Here is a 17237-nt window from a genome sequence, read left to right as displayed (position 1 = left end):
AATGCCCGAAACAACGAATTTCATCGGTTTGGGGTTGCGGAACGGCGGAGACGTCGTGCACAGTGAAGACGTGGCCAGTAGAAGCGCAGACTCCAGAACCGGGAACGGCTCGTCTCCAACGGTCGATGCCGTCTCTCTGGCGATCATCGAGCAGCTCCAGGAGGACGGACGCCGTCCTTACGCCTCCATCGGCAAGGCCGTGGGCCTCTCCGAAGCGGCGGTACGCCAGCGCGTACAGAAGCTGCTCGACCAGGGTGTCATGCAGATCGTCGCCGTCACCGACCCGCTCACCGTGGGCCTGCGGCGGCAGGCCATGGTCGGCATCAATGTCGAGGGCGACCTCGATCCCGTCGCCGAAGCGCTGACAGCCATGGCCGAATGCGAGTACGTGGTCATGACCGCGGGCTCCTTCGACCTCATGGTGGAGATCGTCTGTGAGGACGACGACCACCTGCTCGAAGTGATCAACAAAAGGATCCGTTCGCTCCCCGGCGTGCGATCCACCGAGAGCTTCGTCTACCTCAAGCTGAAGAAGCAGACCTATATGTGGGGAACCCGATAGTCGTGAGCCAGGACCTCTCCAAGACCGCGTACGACCACCTGTGGATGCATTTCACCCGCATGTCGTCCTACGAGAACGCACCCGTGCCCACCATCGTGCGTGGTGAGGGCACCTACATCTACGACGACAAGGGCAAGAAGTACCTCGACGGCCTCTCCGGCCTGTTCGTGGTGAACGCCGGCCACGGCCGTCACGAGCTCGCCGAGACCGCGTACAAGCAGGCTCAGGAACTCGCCTTCTTCCCGATCTGGTCGTACGCCCACCCCAAGGCCGTAGAGCTGGCCGAGCGCCTCGCCAACTACGCCCCCGGCGACCTCAACAAGGTCTTCTTCACCACCGGTGGTGGCGAGGCCGTCGAGACCGCCTGGAAGCTCGCCAAGCAGTACTTCAAGCTCACCGGCGAGCCGACCAAGTACAAGGTCATCTCCCGCGCGGTCGCCTACCACGGCACCCCGCAGGGCGCCCTGTCGATCACCGGCCTGCCGGCCCTGAAGGCCCCCTTCGAGCCGCTCGTTCCGGGTGCGCACAAGGTCCCGAACACCAACATCTACCGCGCCACGATCCACGGCGACGACCCGGAGGCCTACGGCCGCTGGTGCGCCGACCAGATCGAGCAGGAGATCCTGTTCGAGGGCCCGGAGACCGTCGCCGCCGTCTTCCTGGAGCCGGTGCAGAACGCCGGTGGCTGCTTCCCGCCGCCGCCCGGGTACTTCCAGCGGGTCCGCGAGATCTGCGACAAGTACAACGTCCTGCTCGTGTCGGACGAGGTCATCTGTGCCTTCGGCCGCCTCGGCACGATGTTCGCGTGCGACAAGTTCGACTACGTACCGGACATGATCACCTGCGCCAAGGGCATGACGTCGGGCTACTCCCCGATCGGCGCGTGCATCATCTCGGACCGTCTGGCCGAGCCGTTCTACAAGGGTGACAACACCTTCCTGCACGGCTACACCTTCGGTGGCCACCCCGTCTCCGCGGCGGTCGGCTGCACGAACCTCGACATCTTCGAGCGCGAGGGTCTCAACCAGCACGTCCTGGACAACGAGGACGCGTTCCACTCGACGCTGAAGAAGCTGCTCGACCTGCCGATCGTCGGCGACGTACGCGGCAACGGCTTCTTCTACGGCATCGAGCTGGTGAAGGACAAGGCCACGAAGGAGACCTTCACGGACGAGGAGACGGAGCGCGTGCTCTACGGCTTCCTCTCCAAGGCCCTCTTCGAGAACGGTCTGTACTGCCGCGCCGACGACCGTGGCGACCCGGTCGTCCAGCTCGCGCCGCCGCTGATCTCCACCCAGGAGACCTTCGACGAGATCGAGGGGATCCTGCGCCAGGTGCTCACGGAGGCCTGGACCAAGCTCTGATCCCAGAGCCGGAGCGGGCCTGCCGCTTGCTCTGATCGTATGACCCAGTCGCGGCCCGGATGCGACCGTTCGAGTGAGAACGGACGCCTCCGGGCCGCGCGCTTGCCACGCCACCACCCCTCGCGTCCTTACGGTGCAGTGACCGATCGGCCCCGTCTTCGTTCCCCCATACGGGGGACGGGATATCAGCTGACACTCAGACGTGCTGTGACACTCAAGACGACGTGAGGTGTACGCCATGGTGGCCCCGCCCGACAACGATGTGCTGTGGGCACGCTCCCTGCACTACTCCCACGGCGGCTCCCCCGCCCTCACCGGCGTCTCGCTGGGAGTGCGCGAAGGCGAGATCCTGGCCGTCAGCGGTCCGCGCGGCAGCGGTAAGACAACCCTCCTGATGTGCCTCTCCGGGCAGCTGGTCCCGCAGCAGGGCGAGGTGTGGTTCAACAGCGCGCCCGTGCACACGATGAGCCCGCCGCTGCGCGAGCGCCTGCGCCGCGACCGCTTCGGCTGGATCGGCCCCGAACCGGGGCTCGTACCGGAACTGAACGCCTGGGAGAACGCGGCCCTCCCGCTCCTCCTGCACGGCGCCTCCCACCGCGCCGCGAAGAAGGCCGCCATGGAGTGGCTGGAGCGGCTCGACATCGGCATGGTCGCGCGCAAGCGCCCGGCCGCGCTCCTTCAGCCGCAGCGCCAGCGGGTCGCCGTCGCGCGAGCCCTGGCCGGCACGCCCTCGGTGCTGTTCGCGGACGAACCGACGGCTTCGCTGCACCGCACCGACCGCGCCCAGGTCCTGCGTACGCTCACCACCGCGGCCCGCTCGCACGACATCACGGTCCTCCTCGCGACGCACGACGCGGAGGTGGCGGCACTCGCGGACCGTACGGTGTCGCTGCTCGACGGGCGCCGCGTCAATCCGGCGCAGATGGACGGCACCGACGGTGCGGAAGGCCGGGCCGCGTGCTCGCTCTCCGTCTAGCCCGCGGCACCCACCCGCTGGTCCTGCTGCGCCGTCTGCTGGTCGCGGCGGCGTCGGGCGGCGTAGGTTTCCTGCTGCTGTGCACCCTGGGTTACGCGATGGGCCACCCCGAGCAGTCGACGGCTTCGGTGCGGCGCCTGCTCTGGTGCCTGCCGCCGCTGGCGGCCACGGTCTACTTCGCGGTGGCGGTGGCCCGTACCGACCCGAGTACGAAGCCCCGGCGTGCGGGGCTCTCCGCGATCGGCCTGGGCCCGGTCCGCCTGGCAGCGCTCGCGGCCGTGTCCACGGCGCTCTCGTGCACTCTGGGCAGCGCGCTCGCCCTCCTCTTCTTCCTGCACCTGCGGGGCGACCTCTCCGGCCTGCCGTTCGACGGTGCGCAGGCGGAGCTGCTGGCCGCGGGGCAGCCGTTGCCGCTGGCCGCCGTGCTCACCCTGCTGAGCGTGGTGCCGGTCACGGCGGCGGCCGCCGGCGCTCTGGCGCTGCGCCCGCGCACCCCGAAGCACCCGGACGAGCAGCCCTCCGGCCCCCTTGTCCCCACCGGCCTGCCCTGGGGCGTGGCCCTGGTAGCGGCGGGCCTCGCGGTCGAGACGTACGCGAGTCGCGGTACGGATGGGGCCACCCTCTCGCTGCCGGGCCGGCTGGACGTCGTGCCGGCCGGCGTCCTGGCCGGCTGGGCGCTCACCGCGCTCGGGCTGGCCATGGCGGGCCCGGGCCTGACGTACCTCTCGGGACGCGTTCTGCAGTCCGTACGCCCCGGCGCGGTCCGGCTGCTGGCGGGCCGGGTCCTGATGGCCGAAGCCCGCCGCATCGGCCGACCGCTGGGCGTGGTCTGCGCGGTGGCATCGGCGGCGATCGCGGCGGCGACCCTGCACGGGGCCGGCGCCTCCCCCGCCTCCGCCCTCACCCCGCCCCCCTTCGGCCCGCTGACCGGCCTGGGCGCGGCGTTGGTGATGGGCTGCACGGTCGCCACGCTCCTCACGGCGACCCTGGAGGCGAAACAGTCCCGCGCCGCGACGACCGAAGCGCTGGCCGGCCTGGGCACCCCGGCGCAGACCCTCCGTACGGCAGCGGCCCTGCGCGCGGCGGCCGTCCTCACGGTCTTCACCCCGGTAACCATCGCCCTGGCAGCCCTGGCGGCCTTCCCCCTGACCACCTGACCGGACAAGTCCCGGTGGTAGGGCGCGCCATGCCCATGGATGGCCCCGTTTCGCGGACCGAGGTGCCAGGAGGGGACGTGCTGGGGCGCTCCCCGCAGGGTGTCGAACGCAACCACCCCGAAGAAAACCGAGTACCCGAACGTTCGGCACCCGAGGAGACGCCGCAGCGCGGCACCGACCCCGAAGCCACTGTCCCCCCGCGCACTCCTACGCCACGGCCCCCTGCCAACCAACCGGGGCACCGCACCGCACCGCGCCACCAACCCCCTAGCATCTTCCCCGTGCCTCAACTCACGGACCACGACGCCAAGGACCCCGCCCACGACCGCGAGATCGAAACCCTCGCCGAGTTCGACGAAGCCGTCGGGCGTCGCGGCTCCCTCGACGGCTACCGCGTCCAGGCCGTCGACCTGACGGCCCGTACGCCCGAGCTCCTCGCCGTCGCCACCGCCGGCGCCGTATTCCTCGGCTGCCCCATGCACCCCGACGCCCTCGCCAAGGTCCGCGCGGACGGCGCGCTCGTCTTCCCGCCCGTCCCCGACCTGCCCTTCGACCCGTACCGGGGGCTCCTCTACACCCCCGACTCCCTCTTCCAGCACCTGGACCAGGGGTACGACGCCACGCCCGACGCCCTCGCCTACGCCTGGTTCCAGCGCACCAAGGCCGACGGCGACATATTCGCCTCGATGCTCCGCTCCATCCACGACGACGCCGTGTCCGACGCCCTCGACGAACACCTCGCCGGCGCCCGCGTGGTCGGCGTCATGGGCGGCCACGCCATGGCCCGCGGCACCAGCGCCTACGCCGGCGCGGCCCGCCTCGGCCGTACGCTCGCCCGCAGCGGCCTGGCCGTCGCCACCGGCGGCGGCCCCGGCGCGATGGAGGCCGCGAACCTCGGCGCGTACATGGCACCCTTCCAGAACGACGCCGTACTCGACGAGGCCCTGGAACTCCTCGCCAAGGTCCCGTCGTTCACCCCCTCCATCACGGACTGGGCCCGCGCCACCTTCGACGTACGCGACCGGTGGCCGTCCGGCGGCGACTCCATCGGCCTCCCCACCTGGTTCTACGGCCACGAGCCCCCGAACGCGTTCGCCGGCCACATCGCCAAGTATTTCGCCAACGCCACCCGCGAGGACGGCCTCCTCGCACGCTGCAACGCCGGCGTCGTATTCCTGCCCGGCGCGGCCGGCACGGTTCAGGAAATCTTCGACAACGCGACGCCCAACTACTACGAGTCGCGCGGCGAGCCGACCCCCATGGTCCTGGTCAACCGTGCCCACTGGACCGAGAAGCTCCCCACCTGGCCCCTCCTCCAGTCCCTCGCCAAGGACCGCCCGATGGAGTCCCGCATCGCCCTGGTCGACACCGTCGAAGAGGCCCCGGCGGCGCTCGCCCGCCTGTCGGCCAAGTAGCCCGGCCGGCCGCTCGCAGGCGGGACGCACCGGGGCAGCGCCCAGAGCACCAGCGGGTAGACGAGGTAGCCGAAGCGGGTGGCCGGCATCAGGGACATGGCAAGCCCGAGGCCGAGCGCGAGGCGGTCCGCGGCGGCGAGGACGGTGAGCGGCGGCCGTACGAACAGCGACGCCGCCAGCAGCAGGGCGCTCACCGCGAGCAGTGACAGGGCGATCACCGCGCCGCCCGGCACGTAGGCGGCGAGGAGGTGGCCGGGCAGCGGGCTGGCCGCGGGCGAGGCCGTCGTACCGAGGCCGAGCGGGAAGGCGACGACGTTCGCGTGGAAACCGGCGGGGTCCGCGAGGACGAAAGGCGTGACGGCGACCGACGCGGTTCCCAGAGCCACGGCGGCGAAACGCGCCGCCGGCCGCGCTCCGTGCCGTACGGCGAGAAGAGCGACGACGACCGGCAGCGCGGGCCAGGCCGTCCACTTGAGCGCGGCGACCGCGCCGAGGACCAGCCCCGCCTGCCAGGACCGGCCCCGCCCCGCCAACCACAGCCCGAGACACATCAGCCCGACGACAGGCAGGTCGGTGCCGCCCACGCACAGGGGCAGGGCGACGACCGGGCACGCGATCAGCCATACCGTCCCCCGGCTCCGCCCCGCGCCCCCCACGGCGACCAGCGCGCCGACGAACACCGCGCCCATCCACCACCGGCTGTCACCGGGGAGCAGTCCGAAGAGCGCCATGCCCGGCAGATACGGGTTGAAGTCGGCGACGGCGGTGGGCGCTGAGAGGTACGGGCTGCCGGTCGCCGCCAGCAGCTGCCCCGAACGCTCCACGACGGCGACTTCGAGCTGTGCGAGCCCGGCGGAGACGAGGACGCCGAGCGGCAGCAGCACCGCACCGGCCACGGCGAGGGCCCGTGAGGCGGTGACCGCGGCGAGCCCATAGCCGACGGCCGCGATCACACCCCACAACCGGTGGGGCGCGAGATCCGAAAGGGCGGCGAGCGCGAGCGCGGCGGCCGCGCAGGCGGCCCACCCGTACCGCTCACGCCCGACGGACGGTATGTACACCGGAACGCGGAGATCACTCATACCGCGCAACGCTAGAAATCGCCCGTACCCACCGCGTCAAACGAGAATCCGATCCTCGCTCTCCACCCGTGGCATGACATCCGGCGGCCGGCTCAACCCCTGCGGTGACGCACACCGCCGGCCCTGTCCGAAGAATGGGGGCATGAGTTCGTCCCCTCGGCAGCGCTTTCTCGCCTGGATCGCCGCCCCCTCCTACCCGTGGATCACCGGCGGCGCACTGACGGCCTTCGCCGTCGCCGAACTGTTCGCCTATCCCGGCTCCGTGACGATCGCGATCGGCGTACTGCTCTCCGCCGCCTCGCTGATGTGGCGGCGCTCCTGCCCGCCCGTCGCCGTACTCACGGTCGCCGCGGGCCTGGTCAGTTTCGCCGCGGGCAGCAGCCTCTACATCTGCACCATCATCAGCGGACTCGTCGGCTTCTACACGCTGGGCCGCCACCGCGTCCACCACCCGGCGATCCTGCTCGCGGGCGGCACGCTCGGCTCCCTCGCGGTGAATCTGGCGCACATCGCCGGCTGGTCACGGCAGGACGGACTGCCGGTGCCCGCCCTCGGCGGCCCCGGTTCGCTGGGGCTCTTCGCCGAGGCGTTCGTGCTGTCGGTGGTGCTCCTCGGAGCCGTGTCGATGGGTGACGCGGTACGCGCCCGGGAGGAGACCCGGCAGCAACGCGCGCTGGCACAGGCCCAGTTGATCGCGATGGAGCGACAGCAGGCCGCCGAGGCCGAACGGGCCGCGATCGCCCGCGAGTTGCACGACATCGTCTCCCACTCGGTGTCGATGATCGCGGTGCAGGCGGAGAGCGCGACGTACACCACGCCGGGCCTGACTCCCGCCGCCCGCGAGGGCTTCCAGCAGATCGCGTCCACCGCCCGCTCCTCGATGGCCGAGCTGCGCCGCCTCCTCGGCGTACTGCGCACCCCGCAGGTGGACGCCACGGCCCTCACCGCCCCGCAGCCGACCCTCGACCACCTCGCCGAACTGCTCGACCAGCACCGGGCGGTGGGCGGCGAGGCGGAGCTCAAGGTCACCGGCGAGCGGCTCGCGCTGCCCGCCGCGTGGGAGCTGTCGGCGTACCGCATCGTCCAGGAGGCGCTGACCAACGCGCGCAAGCACGCGCCCGGCGCCCGTACGGTGGTGGAGATCGATTACGGCTCCGACCGGCTGACGCTGCGCATACGCGACAACGGACCGGGCCCCACCGGCACGACCGGCCACGGCCTGACCGGAATGCGCGAGAGGGCGGAGCTGGTCGGCGGCAGGCTGAGTGCGGGCCGGGGCCCGGACGGCGGATTTCTGGTGGAGGGGGAGCTTCCGTGGTGATCAGGGCGATAGTGGCCGACGATCAGGCGGTCGTACGGACCGGCTTCGTGAGCCTGCTCGGCACCCAGGACGACATCGCGGTGGTCGGCGAGGCCGAGGACGGCGCGGAGGCGGTCCGGGTCGCCGCCGAGACCCGCCCCGACCTGGCCCTGCTCGACATCCGCATGCCGCACAAGAACGGCATCGAGGCCGCCCGCGAGATCCTGGCCGCCTCGGACGGCGCGACGAAGGTCCTGATGCTGACGACCTTCGGCCTCGACGAGTACGTGTACGAGGCACTGGCCGCCGGTGCCGGAGGCTTCCTCCTCAAGGACGCGACGTTCCCCGAACTCCTGCACGCGGTCAGGGTGGTGGCCGCCGGAAACGCGCTGCTCTCGCCCGAGATCACGAAGCGGCTGATCGGGCAGTTCATCAGCGCGAGGACCGCCCCGCAGCCGGTACGCACGGTCGGCGAACTGACCGCCCGCGAGGCAGAGGTGCTGGTGCTGATCGCACAGGGCCTGTCGAACGCCGACATCGCTCGCCGGCTGACGATCAGCGACCACACCGTGAAGACCCACATCAACCGCCTCTTCACGAAGATGAGCCTCAGGGACAGGGCGCAGGCGGTGATCCTGGCGTACGAACTCGGCATGGTCCGGCCGGGCCGGCAAGCCTGACCGGACCACCCGCCACCAGCCCCCAGAACGCCCCCGCTCACCTGACGGCGGAGCCGCCCCGCCTACCGGCCCGACGCCCCGAAGCCCCCGCATGGATCACCGCCGACCGCGTGTCCCCACTGATCACCGCGTCACCACCGTGGGACCACCACAGCGGCTCCCCGCCGTACGCTCCACCAGCTCCCCGGCCACCCGCGACCACAGCGACGGGCACCGGCGAACTACCGGCACCAACTCACAGCCGACGGCATCGTCAGACACCACGATCGAGCTTGAGCGGTTCGCTGTGATCGCCGCGTGTTCCCTCTGATCGCCGGGTCACCCGGACCGGGTCACCGGGGTCACCCGGTCACCGGCGCAGGCCGCCACAGCGGCTTCCCGCGTACGGTCCCTGGGCTCCCCGGCCGCAGCGACCGGCGCCGCCGAGCCACCCGGCGCAAAACCCACAGCCGACGGCACCGTCAGACACCACGGTCACGCTTGAGCGGTTCGCTGATCGCCGCGTGTTCCCTCTGATCGCCGGGTCACCCGGACCGGGTCACCGGGGTCACCCGGTCACCGGCGCAGGCCGCCACAGCGGCTCCCCGCGTACGGTCCGCCAGCTCCCCAGCCCCCACACCCGCGACCACACCGACCGGCGCCGGCGACCCACCAGCGCCCCACCCACAATCAGCGTCACTACTCGGAGGGCTCCGCCAGCACCACGACCTCCTCCGCCGCGAAAGCGACCCCCACCCGCGCCCCCAGCTCCGGCGCGTCCCGCAGCGCGCACTCCGCCTCCAGCAGCGGCGCGCCCATCGGCTGCAGCAGTACGGCGACATGGTTGCCCCGGAAAGTCCGCCCCGTCACCACGCACGGCAGCCCGTCCTCGGCCGGAACCATCCTGACGCCCGCCGGCCGGACCAGGAGCCGCGCCTCCCCCTGCGCCGTCCCCGCCGGGACAGGGATCTTGCCCCACACCGTGTCGGCCGCCTCGCCACTGACCGTCGCCGCCACCACATTGTCGAAGCCCAGAAAGCGCGCGACGAACTCGGAGGCCGGCCGCTGCCAGACCTCCAGCGGCGTACCGGTCTGCGCGATCCGCCCCTCCCGCATGACCACCACCCGGTCGGCGAGCGCGAACGCCTCGCCCTGGTCGTGCGTCACGGCAAGCACCGTCGTACCCAGCCGCCCGAAAAGCTGACGCAGCTCCACGACAAGCCGCTCACGCAAGCCCCGGTCCAGCTGCCCCAGCGGCTCGTCCAGCATCAGCAGCTTCGGTTCCGGAGCCAGCGCCCGCGCCAGCGCGACCCGCTGCTGCTCACCGCCCGACAGCGTGCTGATCGCGCGCCGCCCCGCGCCCGGCAGGCCGACCATCTCCAGCAGCTCACCGACCCGCCGCGCCTGTTCCGCCTTGCCTTGCCCCCGCATCCGCAGCCCGAAGGCGACGTTCCCGCCGACATCCCGCTGCGGGAAGAGCTGATGATCCTGGAACATCAGCCCAACCCCCCGCCGGTGCACCGGCACCCCGCGCTGGTCGCGCCCGTCGAGCAGCACCCGCCCGGCGTCCGCCGCCTGCAACCCCGCGACCACCCGCAGCAGCGTGGACTTCCCGCTGCCGCTCGGCCCGAGCACGCACACGATCTCGTGGTCGGCGACCTCCAGGTCCACGGAGTCGAGCGCCGCCCGCTTCCCGAACCGTACGGTCGCCCCGTCCAGCCGCAGCATCAGAATCAGAACTCCCCGGATCCGGATCGGTCGGGCCGCATCCGCTCAAGCACCAGCAGCGACACCGCGCACACCACCATCAAAATCGTGCTCAGGGCCATCGCCTGCCCGTAGTTCAAATCCCCCGCCCGCCCCAGCAGCCGCGCCACGGCCACCGGCAGCGTCGGATTGTCGGGCCGCGCGATGAAGACGGTCGCCCCGAATTCGCCCAGCGATACGGCGAACGCGAACCCGGCGGCGACCAGCAGCGCCCGCCGCACCATCGGCAGGTCGACCTCCCGCCACGCCCGCAGCGGCGAGGCCCCGAGCACCGCCGCCGCCTCGCGCAGCCGCGCGTCGACCGCCCGCAGTACGGGCAGCATCGTCCGTACGACGAACGGCACACCCACCAGCGCCTGAGCCAGCGGCACCAGGATCCACGACGTCCGCAGATCCAGCGGCGGCCGGTCGAGCGTGATGAGAAAACCGAACCCCACCGTCACCGCCGAAACCCCCAGCGGCAGCATCAGCAGCGCGTCGAACCCGCGCACCAGCCGCCCCGCCCGCCGCGTCAGGGCCGCCGCCGCGAGCCCGCCGACGACCAGCGCGATGGCGGTGGCCACCAGGGCGTACTGGAGCGAATTCCACACCGCCTCCAGCGGCGGTACGAGGAACGTGCCCCCGCTCGCGGCCGCCGACTGAAGCGCCCGGTAGTACCCGAACCCGTACCCGTCGGGCCCGTCCACCGACCGCTCGACGAGCACCCCGAGCGGCACCAGGATCAACAGCACCACCGTCGCCAGCACCCCACCGAGCAGCGCCCACTGCCCGGCCCCGCGCGGCGGCCGCGAGGTCTGCGCCGCGTCGACCAGCTTCAGCGCGCTCTCCCTGCGCCGTACGGTCCACGCGTGTACGGCGAGGATCGCGCCCACCGCAGCGAACTGCACCAGCGTGAGCACGGCCGCGGTCGGCAGGTCCAGGAACTGCGCGGTCTGCCGGTAGATCTCCACCTCCAGGGTGGAGTAGGCGGGCCCGCCGAGGATCTGCACGATGCCGAAGGAGGTGAACGTAAACAGGAAGACCATCAGCGCGGCGGCCGCCACGGCCGGCACAAGCGCCGGCAGCGTCACCCGCCGCCAGGCGGCGAACCGCCCCGCGCCGAGCACCCGCGCGGCCTCTTCCTGGCGCGGGTCGAGCTGCGACCACAGGCCGCCCACGGTCCGTACGACCACTGCGTAGTTGAAGAAGACGTGGGCGAGCAGGATCGCCCACACGGTCGTGTCGAGCCGTACGCCCCACCCCTCGTCCAGCAGCCCGCCCCGCCCGAGCAGCGCCAGGAACGCCGTCCCTACGACGACCGTCGGCAGCACGAACGGCACAGTGATCACCGCGCGCAGCAGCTGCTTGCCGGGGAAGTCGAGCCGCGCGAAGACGTACGCCGCCGGAAGGGCGATCAGCAGCGTCAGCGCTGTCGAGGCGAGCGCCTGCCAGGTGGTGAACCACAGGACACCGGTGATGTGCGGATCGCCGAGCACCTCACCGATCCGGCCGAACTGCCAGACGCCGTCCACCTTGAGCCCGCGGCCGACGATCGCGGCCACGGGATAGGCGAAGAAGGCCGCGAAGAACGCGACGGGCACGGTCAGGAGACCGAACCGCACCGCGCTCCCGCGCACGTCTCTGGTCGCCTTCGCCTTCGCCTTGATTACTTCAGGACGAGCGAGGACCACGACTTGACCCACTGCTCACGGTTGTCGGCGATCTTGTCCGGGGCCACGGTCTGCGGCTTGTCGACGACCACGCCGTGCTTCGTGAACAGCTCGGGCAGCTTCGCGTCCTTGATCACCGGGTTCACGAACATGTTCAGCGGCATGTCCTCCTGGAACTTCTTCCCGATGAGGAAGTCGATGAGCGCCTTGCCGCCCTCCTCGTTCTTCGCACCGTTCAGCAGCCCGGCGAACTCCGTCTGCCGGAAGCAGGTGCCGGTCGCGACGCCGGTCGGCGCCTCCTTGGGCTGCGGCTTGGCGTACAGCACCTCGACGGGCGGGCTGGAGGCGTACGAGACGACGAGCGGCCGGTCGGCCTTCGCCTTCTTACCGCCCGCGGAGCCCGAGAACTCCTCGTTGTACGCCTGCTCCCAGCCGTCCACGACCTTGACGCCATTGGCCCTGAGCTTCTTCCAGTAGCCCTGCCAGCCGTCGTCGCCGTACTGCCCGACGGTGCCGAGCAGGAAGCCGAGGCCGGGCGACGAGGTCGCGGCGTTCTCGGTGACGAGGAGGTTCTTGTACGCCGGCTTGATCAGGTCGTCGAAGGACTTCGGCGGCGCGAGCTTCTTGTCGGCGAAGTACTTCTTGTCGTAGTTGACGCAGATGTCGCCGGTGTCGACGGGCGTGACGCGGTGCTTGCCCTTGTCGAGCTGAAGCTCGACCGGCACCTCGCTGAGCCCCTTGGCCTCGTACGGCGTGAAGATGCCGTTGTCGAGGGCCCGCGAAAGCAGCGTGTTGTCGACGCCGAAGAAGACGTCGCCGCGCGGGGAGCCCTTGGTCAGGATCTCCTGGTTGAGGGCGGCGCCCGCGTCCCCGCTCTTGAGGACCTTGACCGTGTAGCCGGTTTCCTTGGTGAATGCCTTCAGTACGGCGTCGGAGGCGTTGAAGGAGTCGTGGCTGACGAGCGTGACGGTCTTGGACTTCTTGCCGTCGCCGGACGCGGATTCGCCCTTGTCGCTCCCGCACGCCGCGAGCGTCGAGACGCCGAGGGCGGCGGCCAGGGCGGTGACCGCGAACTTCTTGGTGGTGCTCACTGAATTCCTCCTGGGATGGCACATCCAGGAAGAGACGCGGCCCTGCCCGCAGAAAACGGGCAGGGCGCAACAGCTCGAGTAGACCGAACTTCCTACCCAGAATGACCTGGGCAAGGTTCAGAGGGTCTGCGGCGTACCGCACTCTCAGCGCTGTGGCGCTCCCCTGTCGGAATATGTAAATGTGCGGCCCACGTTACACGGGCCTTATCGCTCCGTAGCGGCCAGCTGCCCGCACGCTCCGTCGATCTCCTGGCCACGGGTGTCCCGTACGGTCACGGGCACGCCATGAGCTGCGATCGCCTCGACGAACGCCTTCTCGTCCTCGGGACGGGACGCGGTCCACTTCGAGCCCGGGGTCGGGTTGAGCGGGATCAGGTTGACGTGCACCCGCTTGCCCTTGAGGAGGCGGCCCAGCAGGTCACCGCGCCACGCCTGGTCGTTGATGTCACGGATCAGGGCGTACTCGATGGAGATCCGGCGGCCGGACTTCTCGGCGTACTCCCATGCCGCGTCCAGGACCTCCCGCACCTTCCAGCGCGTGTTGACCGGCACGAGGGTGTCGCGCAGCTCATCGTCGGGCGCGTGCAGCGAGACGGCGAGGCGGCACTTGAAGCCCTCGTCGGAGAAGCGCAGCATCGCGGGCACCAGGCCCACGGTCGACACGGTGATGCCGCGCTGCGACAGCCCGAGCCCGTCCGGCTCCGGATCGGTCAGCCGGCGAATCGCACCGACCACCCGCTTGTAGTTGGCGAGCGGCTCGCCCATGCCCATGAAGACGATGTTGGACAGCCGCGCGGGGCCGCCAGGCACTTCGCCGTCGCGCAGCGCGCGCATGCCGTCGACGATCTGGTGCACGATCTCGGCGGTCGACAGGTTGCGGTCGAGACCGGCCTGCCCGGTGGCGCAGAACGGACAGTTCATGCCGCACCCGGCCTGCGACGAGATGCACATGGTGACCCGGTCCGGGTAGCGCATCAGGACGGACTCGACGAGCGTCCCGTCGTGCATCTTCCACAGGGTCTTGCGGGTGGTGTCGTCGTCGCAGCTGACATGCCGCAGTACGGTCATCAGCTCGGGCAGCAGCTCCGCCTGGAGCTTCTCCCGCGAGCCGGCGGGGATGTCGGTCCACTCCGCCGGGTCGTGCGCGTACCGCGCGAAGTAGTGCTGCGAAAGCTGCTTGGCGCGGAACGGCTTCTCACCGATCGCGGCCACGGCCTCGCGGCGCTCGGCGGGCGTGAGGTCGGCGAGGTGCCGCGGGGGCTTCTTGGCTCCGCGCGGCGCGACGAAAGTGAGTTCTCCAGGTACAGGCATGGTCTCACCAGTGTCGCAGACCCCGCGTCGTGACAAGCCTGGGAAGCAATCCGTAGCGGTCGTCAATGGGTGTCATTGGTCATCATTGGTGACCCTCGGACGGCCCGGGCCCGGCCCGGCCCGGAAGGTCAGAAGATCGGCGTCTGCGCTTGGACCTCGGTGAGACCTTCTTCCATGGTCAGCGACGGCAGCACACGGACGCGGTTCCAGTGGGGGATACGAGTCTCCATCAGGAAGCGGTCGACATTCTCGACCTTGTCGGACTGCACGACCGCGACAATCGTGTGCTCACGGTTGACGAAGGGACCGGCCACGATGTCGACGCCTGCCTTCTGGGCAAGGTTCGGCATGTCAGGGGCGGTCTTCAGCAACAGGTCGCGCGTGGTCGCGTTGGAGGTCGGACAGATTTCCGGAGTGTGGGTCGCGATCAGGACGAAATGCATCTTGAGGTTCCTTTCTGCTCGAAGGACCCTTGATCTCAGGCTAAGCCGCGCCAAAGTGCTCCGCGACCGGCAATCCCGGCTCCGAACGGCGGAGGAGGGTTCACGCCGGAGTCCCGTATCGCGGATCCGCTCTATGGCAGACCATCGCCTTGTTCCTCGTCACCACCACGGGCTGCTGCCGCTCCGCGACGCGGTGTGATGTCGTGATCAATCGGCTGCTTGGAGGAGATCTCCGACCCAGATCATCGAGGTGCGCAGTTCGAGGCCGGCACGCCCAAGAAGTCGCCCGCCCGAAGGGCGGCCCTCATTGCACTGCGTAACCAGATTGGCAGCGCCATGCCTGGCTGATGCTAGAAGTCGCTCGTCTGTCGGTCACGAGTCGTGACCGACCTCAACCGCTGATGCGGCAACGCCAGTGCGTGGACTGGGCGTTGCGCGAGCCAGCCAGAGCGTCGATGCTCCGGGCTCTCCGTTCGCACGTGCGTGAAGCCCTGCCGCTCGTAGTACGCCTGTAGTCCTTTGTTGGTGCGCCACACGTCGATGCGCACCCAATCCCGCCCTTCAAGGGCTCTGCGGGAAGCCACCCTCGATCACGTCGTACCGCTGGCCCTCTTCCGTACCTGGGCGAGCGTTCACCTGGTGTTGGCGGCGGTATCCAGGAGTGGAAGCCCGCACTGGCGGCGGCTGGACTCATCCCGACGCCGACCGAAGGCGATCCTCACGTGTCCGCCCGGGCGCACGGTATGCAACGCGCTGTGTTTCTACCCGCCCAACGGGAAACGTGACGGCCCACAGGCGGCCAGTGACGCAGACATACGGAAAGGGCCCGCCGCCCTGTGGACGACGGACCCCTCACACACGCTGTGCTCAATTTTGCGGCTACCGCCGCGTGGCGTCAGCCCGTACCCACGAAGATCACCAGCAGCAGCCAGACCACCGGAGCCGTCGGCAGCAGCGAGTCCAGCCGGTCCATGATTCCGCCGTGGCCCGGGAGCAGCGTGCCCATGTCCTTGATGCCGAGATCCCGCTTGATCATAGATTCGCCGAGGTCACCGAGCGTCGCACTCGCGGCCACCACGAAACCGATCACCAGTCCCTGCCACCACGTCCCACCGTGTACGAGGAACTCCATGCACAGCGCCCCCGCCGCCATCGCGAAGGCGACCGCGCCGCCCAGCCCTTCCCGGGTCTTCCCGGGGCTGATGCGCGGTGCGAGTTTGTGCTTGCCGAAGCGCCAGCCCACGGCGTACGCCCCGGTGTCGCTGACCACCGTCAGCAGCAGGAAGGTGAGCACCCGCTGCGCACCGTCGTCGGCCGCCAGCATCATCGCGACGAACGTCGCCAGGAACGGTACGTAGAACGCCGCGAAGATGCCCGCCGTAACGTCCTTGAGGTAGCCCTCGGGCGACTCGGTCATCCGCCAGACCAGCACCGCGAGCGCGGTGAGCGCCATGGCGACCCACGCGCCCTCCGCGCCCCTGACGTACCCGGCCACGATCATCGCCGCGCCGCCGACCGCGAGCGGCACCAGCGGAGCCTTGATGCCCTTGCGCTCTTCCAGCCGCGAGGTCAGCTCCCACAGACCGACCACCACGGCGACCGTTATCACGCCGACGAACGCGGCCTTCCAGATGAACAGCGACGCGATGATCACCGCGCCGAGTCCCAGGCCCACCCCTATGGCGGCACGCAGATTCCGCCCCGCACGCTTCTTCTGTGGGGGCGTCGGCTGGGTAGGCATGGGCTCCTCGGGCGGCACGATGGGCATGGGGCGAGTCTGCTCGGCCTGCTGCGCATCGTAGGCGGGACCCGCCGGGGCAGGCCCCTGGTCGGAGGGTCCCCACGCGGCGGCGTAACCGCCGCGCGCCGGGGCCCCCCAGGAAGAGTCGTTCATCAGACCTCGAGCAGCTCGGCTTCCTTGTGCTTCAGCAACTCGTCCACCTGCGCGGCGTACTTCGCGGTGGTGTCGTCGAGCTCCTTCTCCGCACGGCGGACCTCGTCCTCGCCGGACTCCTTGTCCTTGACGAGCTTGTCGAGGGTTTCCTTCGCCTTGCGGCGGACGGCGCGGATCGAGATCTTGGAGTCCTCGGCCTTGGTCTTGGCGACCTTGATGAACTCCTTGCGGCGGTCCTGCGTCAGCTCGGGGAACGTCACCCGGATGATGTTGCCGTCGTTGCTGGGGTTGACGCCCAGGTCGGAGTCGCGGATCGCCTGCTCGATGTTGCGCAGCGCGCTCTTGTCGAACGGCGTCACGATCGCCATGCGCGCCTCGGGGACCGAGAACGAGGCGAGCTGGTTGATCGGCGTCAGCGCACCGTAGTAGTCGGCCACGATCTTGTTGAACATCGCCGGGTGCGCACGGCCGGTGCGGATCGCGGCGAAGTCCTCCTTGGCCACCACGACGGCCTTCTCCATTTTCTCCTCGGCCTCGAGGAGGATTTCTTCGATCACCACTGCTCCT

The 17237-nt window shown here is 70.3% G+C and carries 14 protein-coding genes and 1 riboswitch; of the genes, 7 read left to right on the top strand and 7 right to left on the bottom strand.

Annotation, left to right across the window (positions count from 1 at the left end):
• The first annotated feature begins 55 nt into the window (after nt 1-55).
• The 7 genes from J7E96_RS21790 (at nt 56) to J7E96_RS21760 (ending at nt 8536) form a co-directional block, all read left to right on the top strand.
• Nucleotides 56-562: an Lrp/AsnC family transcriptional regulator gene (locus tag J7E96_RS21790; protein WP_215133344.1), complete on the top strand. Its 507-nt coding sequence runs from the start codon at nt 56-58 to the stop codon at nt 560-562.
• Nucleotides 547-1926, top strand: coding sequence for an aspartate aminotransferase family protein (locus J7E96_RS21785; RefSeq protein WP_215133343.1), 1380 nt, complete (start codon nt 547-549; stop codon nt 1924-1926). Before J7E96_RS21790 ends, J7E96_RS21785 begins: the two co-directional genes overlap by 16 nt.
• 238 nt (nt 1927-2164) lie before the next feature.
• Nucleotides 2165-2902: an ABC transporter ATP-binding protein gene (locus tag J7E96_RS21780; RefSeq protein ID WP_215133342.1), complete on the top strand. Its 738-nt coding sequence runs from the start codon at nt 2165-2167 to the stop codon at nt 2900-2902.
• A complete protein-coding gene (locus tag J7E96_RS21775) occupies nt 2884-4059 on the top strand; it encodes a hypothetical protein (protein ID WP_215133341.1) in 1176 nt (391 codons plus the stop codon). Before J7E96_RS21780 ends, J7E96_RS21775 begins: the two co-directional genes overlap by 19 nt.
• 281 nt (nt 4060-4340) lie before the next feature.
• A complete protein-coding gene (locus J7E96_RS38500; protein ID WP_215133340.1) occupies nt 4341-5474 on the top strand; it encodes an LOG family protein in 1134 nt (377 codons plus the stop codon).
• 1224 nt (nt 5475-6698) lie between these two features.
• On the top strand, nt 6699-7877 hold the full coding sequence (locus J7E96_RS21765; protein ID WP_215133339.1) for a sensor histidine kinase: 1179 nt from the start codon (nt 6699-6701) through the stop codon (nt 7875-7877).
• Nucleotides 7871-8536, top strand: coding sequence for a response regulator transcription factor (locus J7E96_RS21760; RefSeq protein WP_215133338.1), 666 nt, complete (start codon nt 7871-7873; stop codon nt 8534-8536). The genes J7E96_RS21765 and J7E96_RS21760 overlap by 7 nt, the downstream gene beginning before the upstream one ends.
• Before the next feature lie 678 nt (nt 8537-9214).
• Here the strand turns inward: J7E96_RS21760 and J7E96_RS21755 are convergent.
• The 7 genes from J7E96_RS21755 to frr form a co-directional block, all read right to left on the bottom strand.
• A complete protein-coding gene (locus J7E96_RS21755) occupies nt 9215-10243 on the bottom strand; it encodes an ABC transporter ATP-binding protein (protein ID WP_215133337.1) in 1029 nt (342 codons plus the stop codon).
• A gap of 5 nt (nt 10244-10248) precedes the next feature.
• Nucleotides 10249-11883 carry an iron ABC transporter permease gene (locus tag J7E96_RS21750; protein ID WP_215133402.1) on the bottom strand — a complete coding sequence of 545 codons (1635 nt, stop codon included), beginning with the start codon at nt 11881-11883 and terminating at the stop codon, nt 10249-10251.
• A gap of 44 nt (nt 11884-11927) precedes the next feature.
• Nucleotides 11928-13022 (bottom strand): thiamine ABC transporter substrate binding subunit, encoded by a 1095-nt coding sequence (locus J7E96_RS21745; protein WP_215133336.1) that lies wholly within the window; start codon nt 13020-13022, stop codon nt 11928-11930.
• Nucleotides 13023-13093: 71 nt separating this feature from the next.
• A riboswitch (TPP riboswitch) is annotated at nt 13094-13197 on the bottom strand.
• A gap of 29 nt (nt 13198-13226) precedes the next feature.
• Nucleotides 13227-14333 (bottom strand): 23S rRNA (adenine(2503)-C(2))-methyltransferase RlmN, encoded by a 1107-nt coding sequence (rlmN, locus tag J7E96_RS21740; protein ID WP_215133335.1) that lies wholly within the window; start codon nt 14331-14333, stop codon nt 13227-13229.
• Nucleotides 14334-14461: 128 nt separating this feature from the next.
• Nucleotides 14462-14776, bottom strand: coding sequence for a hypothetical protein (locus J7E96_RS21735; protein ID WP_215133334.1), 315 nt, complete (start codon nt 14774-14776; stop codon nt 14462-14464).
• An 895-nt stretch (nt 14777-15671) separates the two neighbouring features.
• Nucleotides 15672-16670 carry a phosphatidate cytidylyltransferase gene (locus tag J7E96_RS21730; protein WP_215133333.1) on the bottom strand — a complete coding sequence of 333 codons (999 nt, stop codon included), beginning with the start codon at nt 16668-16670 and terminating at the stop codon, nt 15672-15674.
• Nucleotides 16670-17227: a ribosome recycling factor gene (gene frr / locus J7E96_RS21725; RefSeq protein ID WP_214909381.1), complete on the bottom strand. Its 558-nt coding sequence runs from the start codon at nt 17225-17227 to the stop codon at nt 16670-16672. The genes J7E96_RS21730 and frr overlap by 1 nt, the downstream gene beginning before the upstream one ends.
• Nucleotides 17228-17237: the final 10 nt, after the last annotated feature.

The organism is Streptomyces sp. ISL-96, assembly GCF_018614035.1.
GTDB lineage: Bacteria > Actinomycetota > Actinomycetes > Streptomycetales > Streptomycetaceae > Streptomyces.
Note: the sequence above shows the minus strand (reverse complement) of the source record. Positions and strands in the feature narration are given on the sequence as shown.

Bases quoted from the DNA above. Each gene is read 5' to 3' on its own strand.
- J7E96_RS21765 (WP_215133339.1), top strand. From the start codon at position 6,699: ATGAGTTCGTCCCCTCGGCAGCGCTTTCTCGCCTGGATCGCCGCCCCC.
- J7E96_RS21755 (WP_215133337.1), bottom strand. From the start codon at position 10,243: ATGCTGCGGCTGGACGGGGCGACCGTACGGTTCGGGAAGCGGGCGGCG.
- rlmN (WP_215133335.1), bottom strand. From the start codon at position 14,333: ATGCCTGTACCTGGAGAACTCACTTTCGTCGCGCCGCGCGGAGCCAAG.
- J7E96_RS21730 (WP_215133333.1), bottom strand. From the start codon at position 16,670: ATGAACGACTCTTCCTGGGGGGCCCCGGCGCGCGGCGGTTACGCCGCC.
- J7E96_RS21735 (WP_215133334.1), bottom strand. From the start codon at position 14,776: ATGCATTTCGTCCTGATCGCGACCCACACTCCGGAAATCTGTCCGACC.
- J7E96_RS21780 (WP_215133342.1), top strand. From the start codon at position 2,165: ATGGTGGCCCCGCCCGACAACGATGTGCTGTGGGCACGCTCCCTGCAC.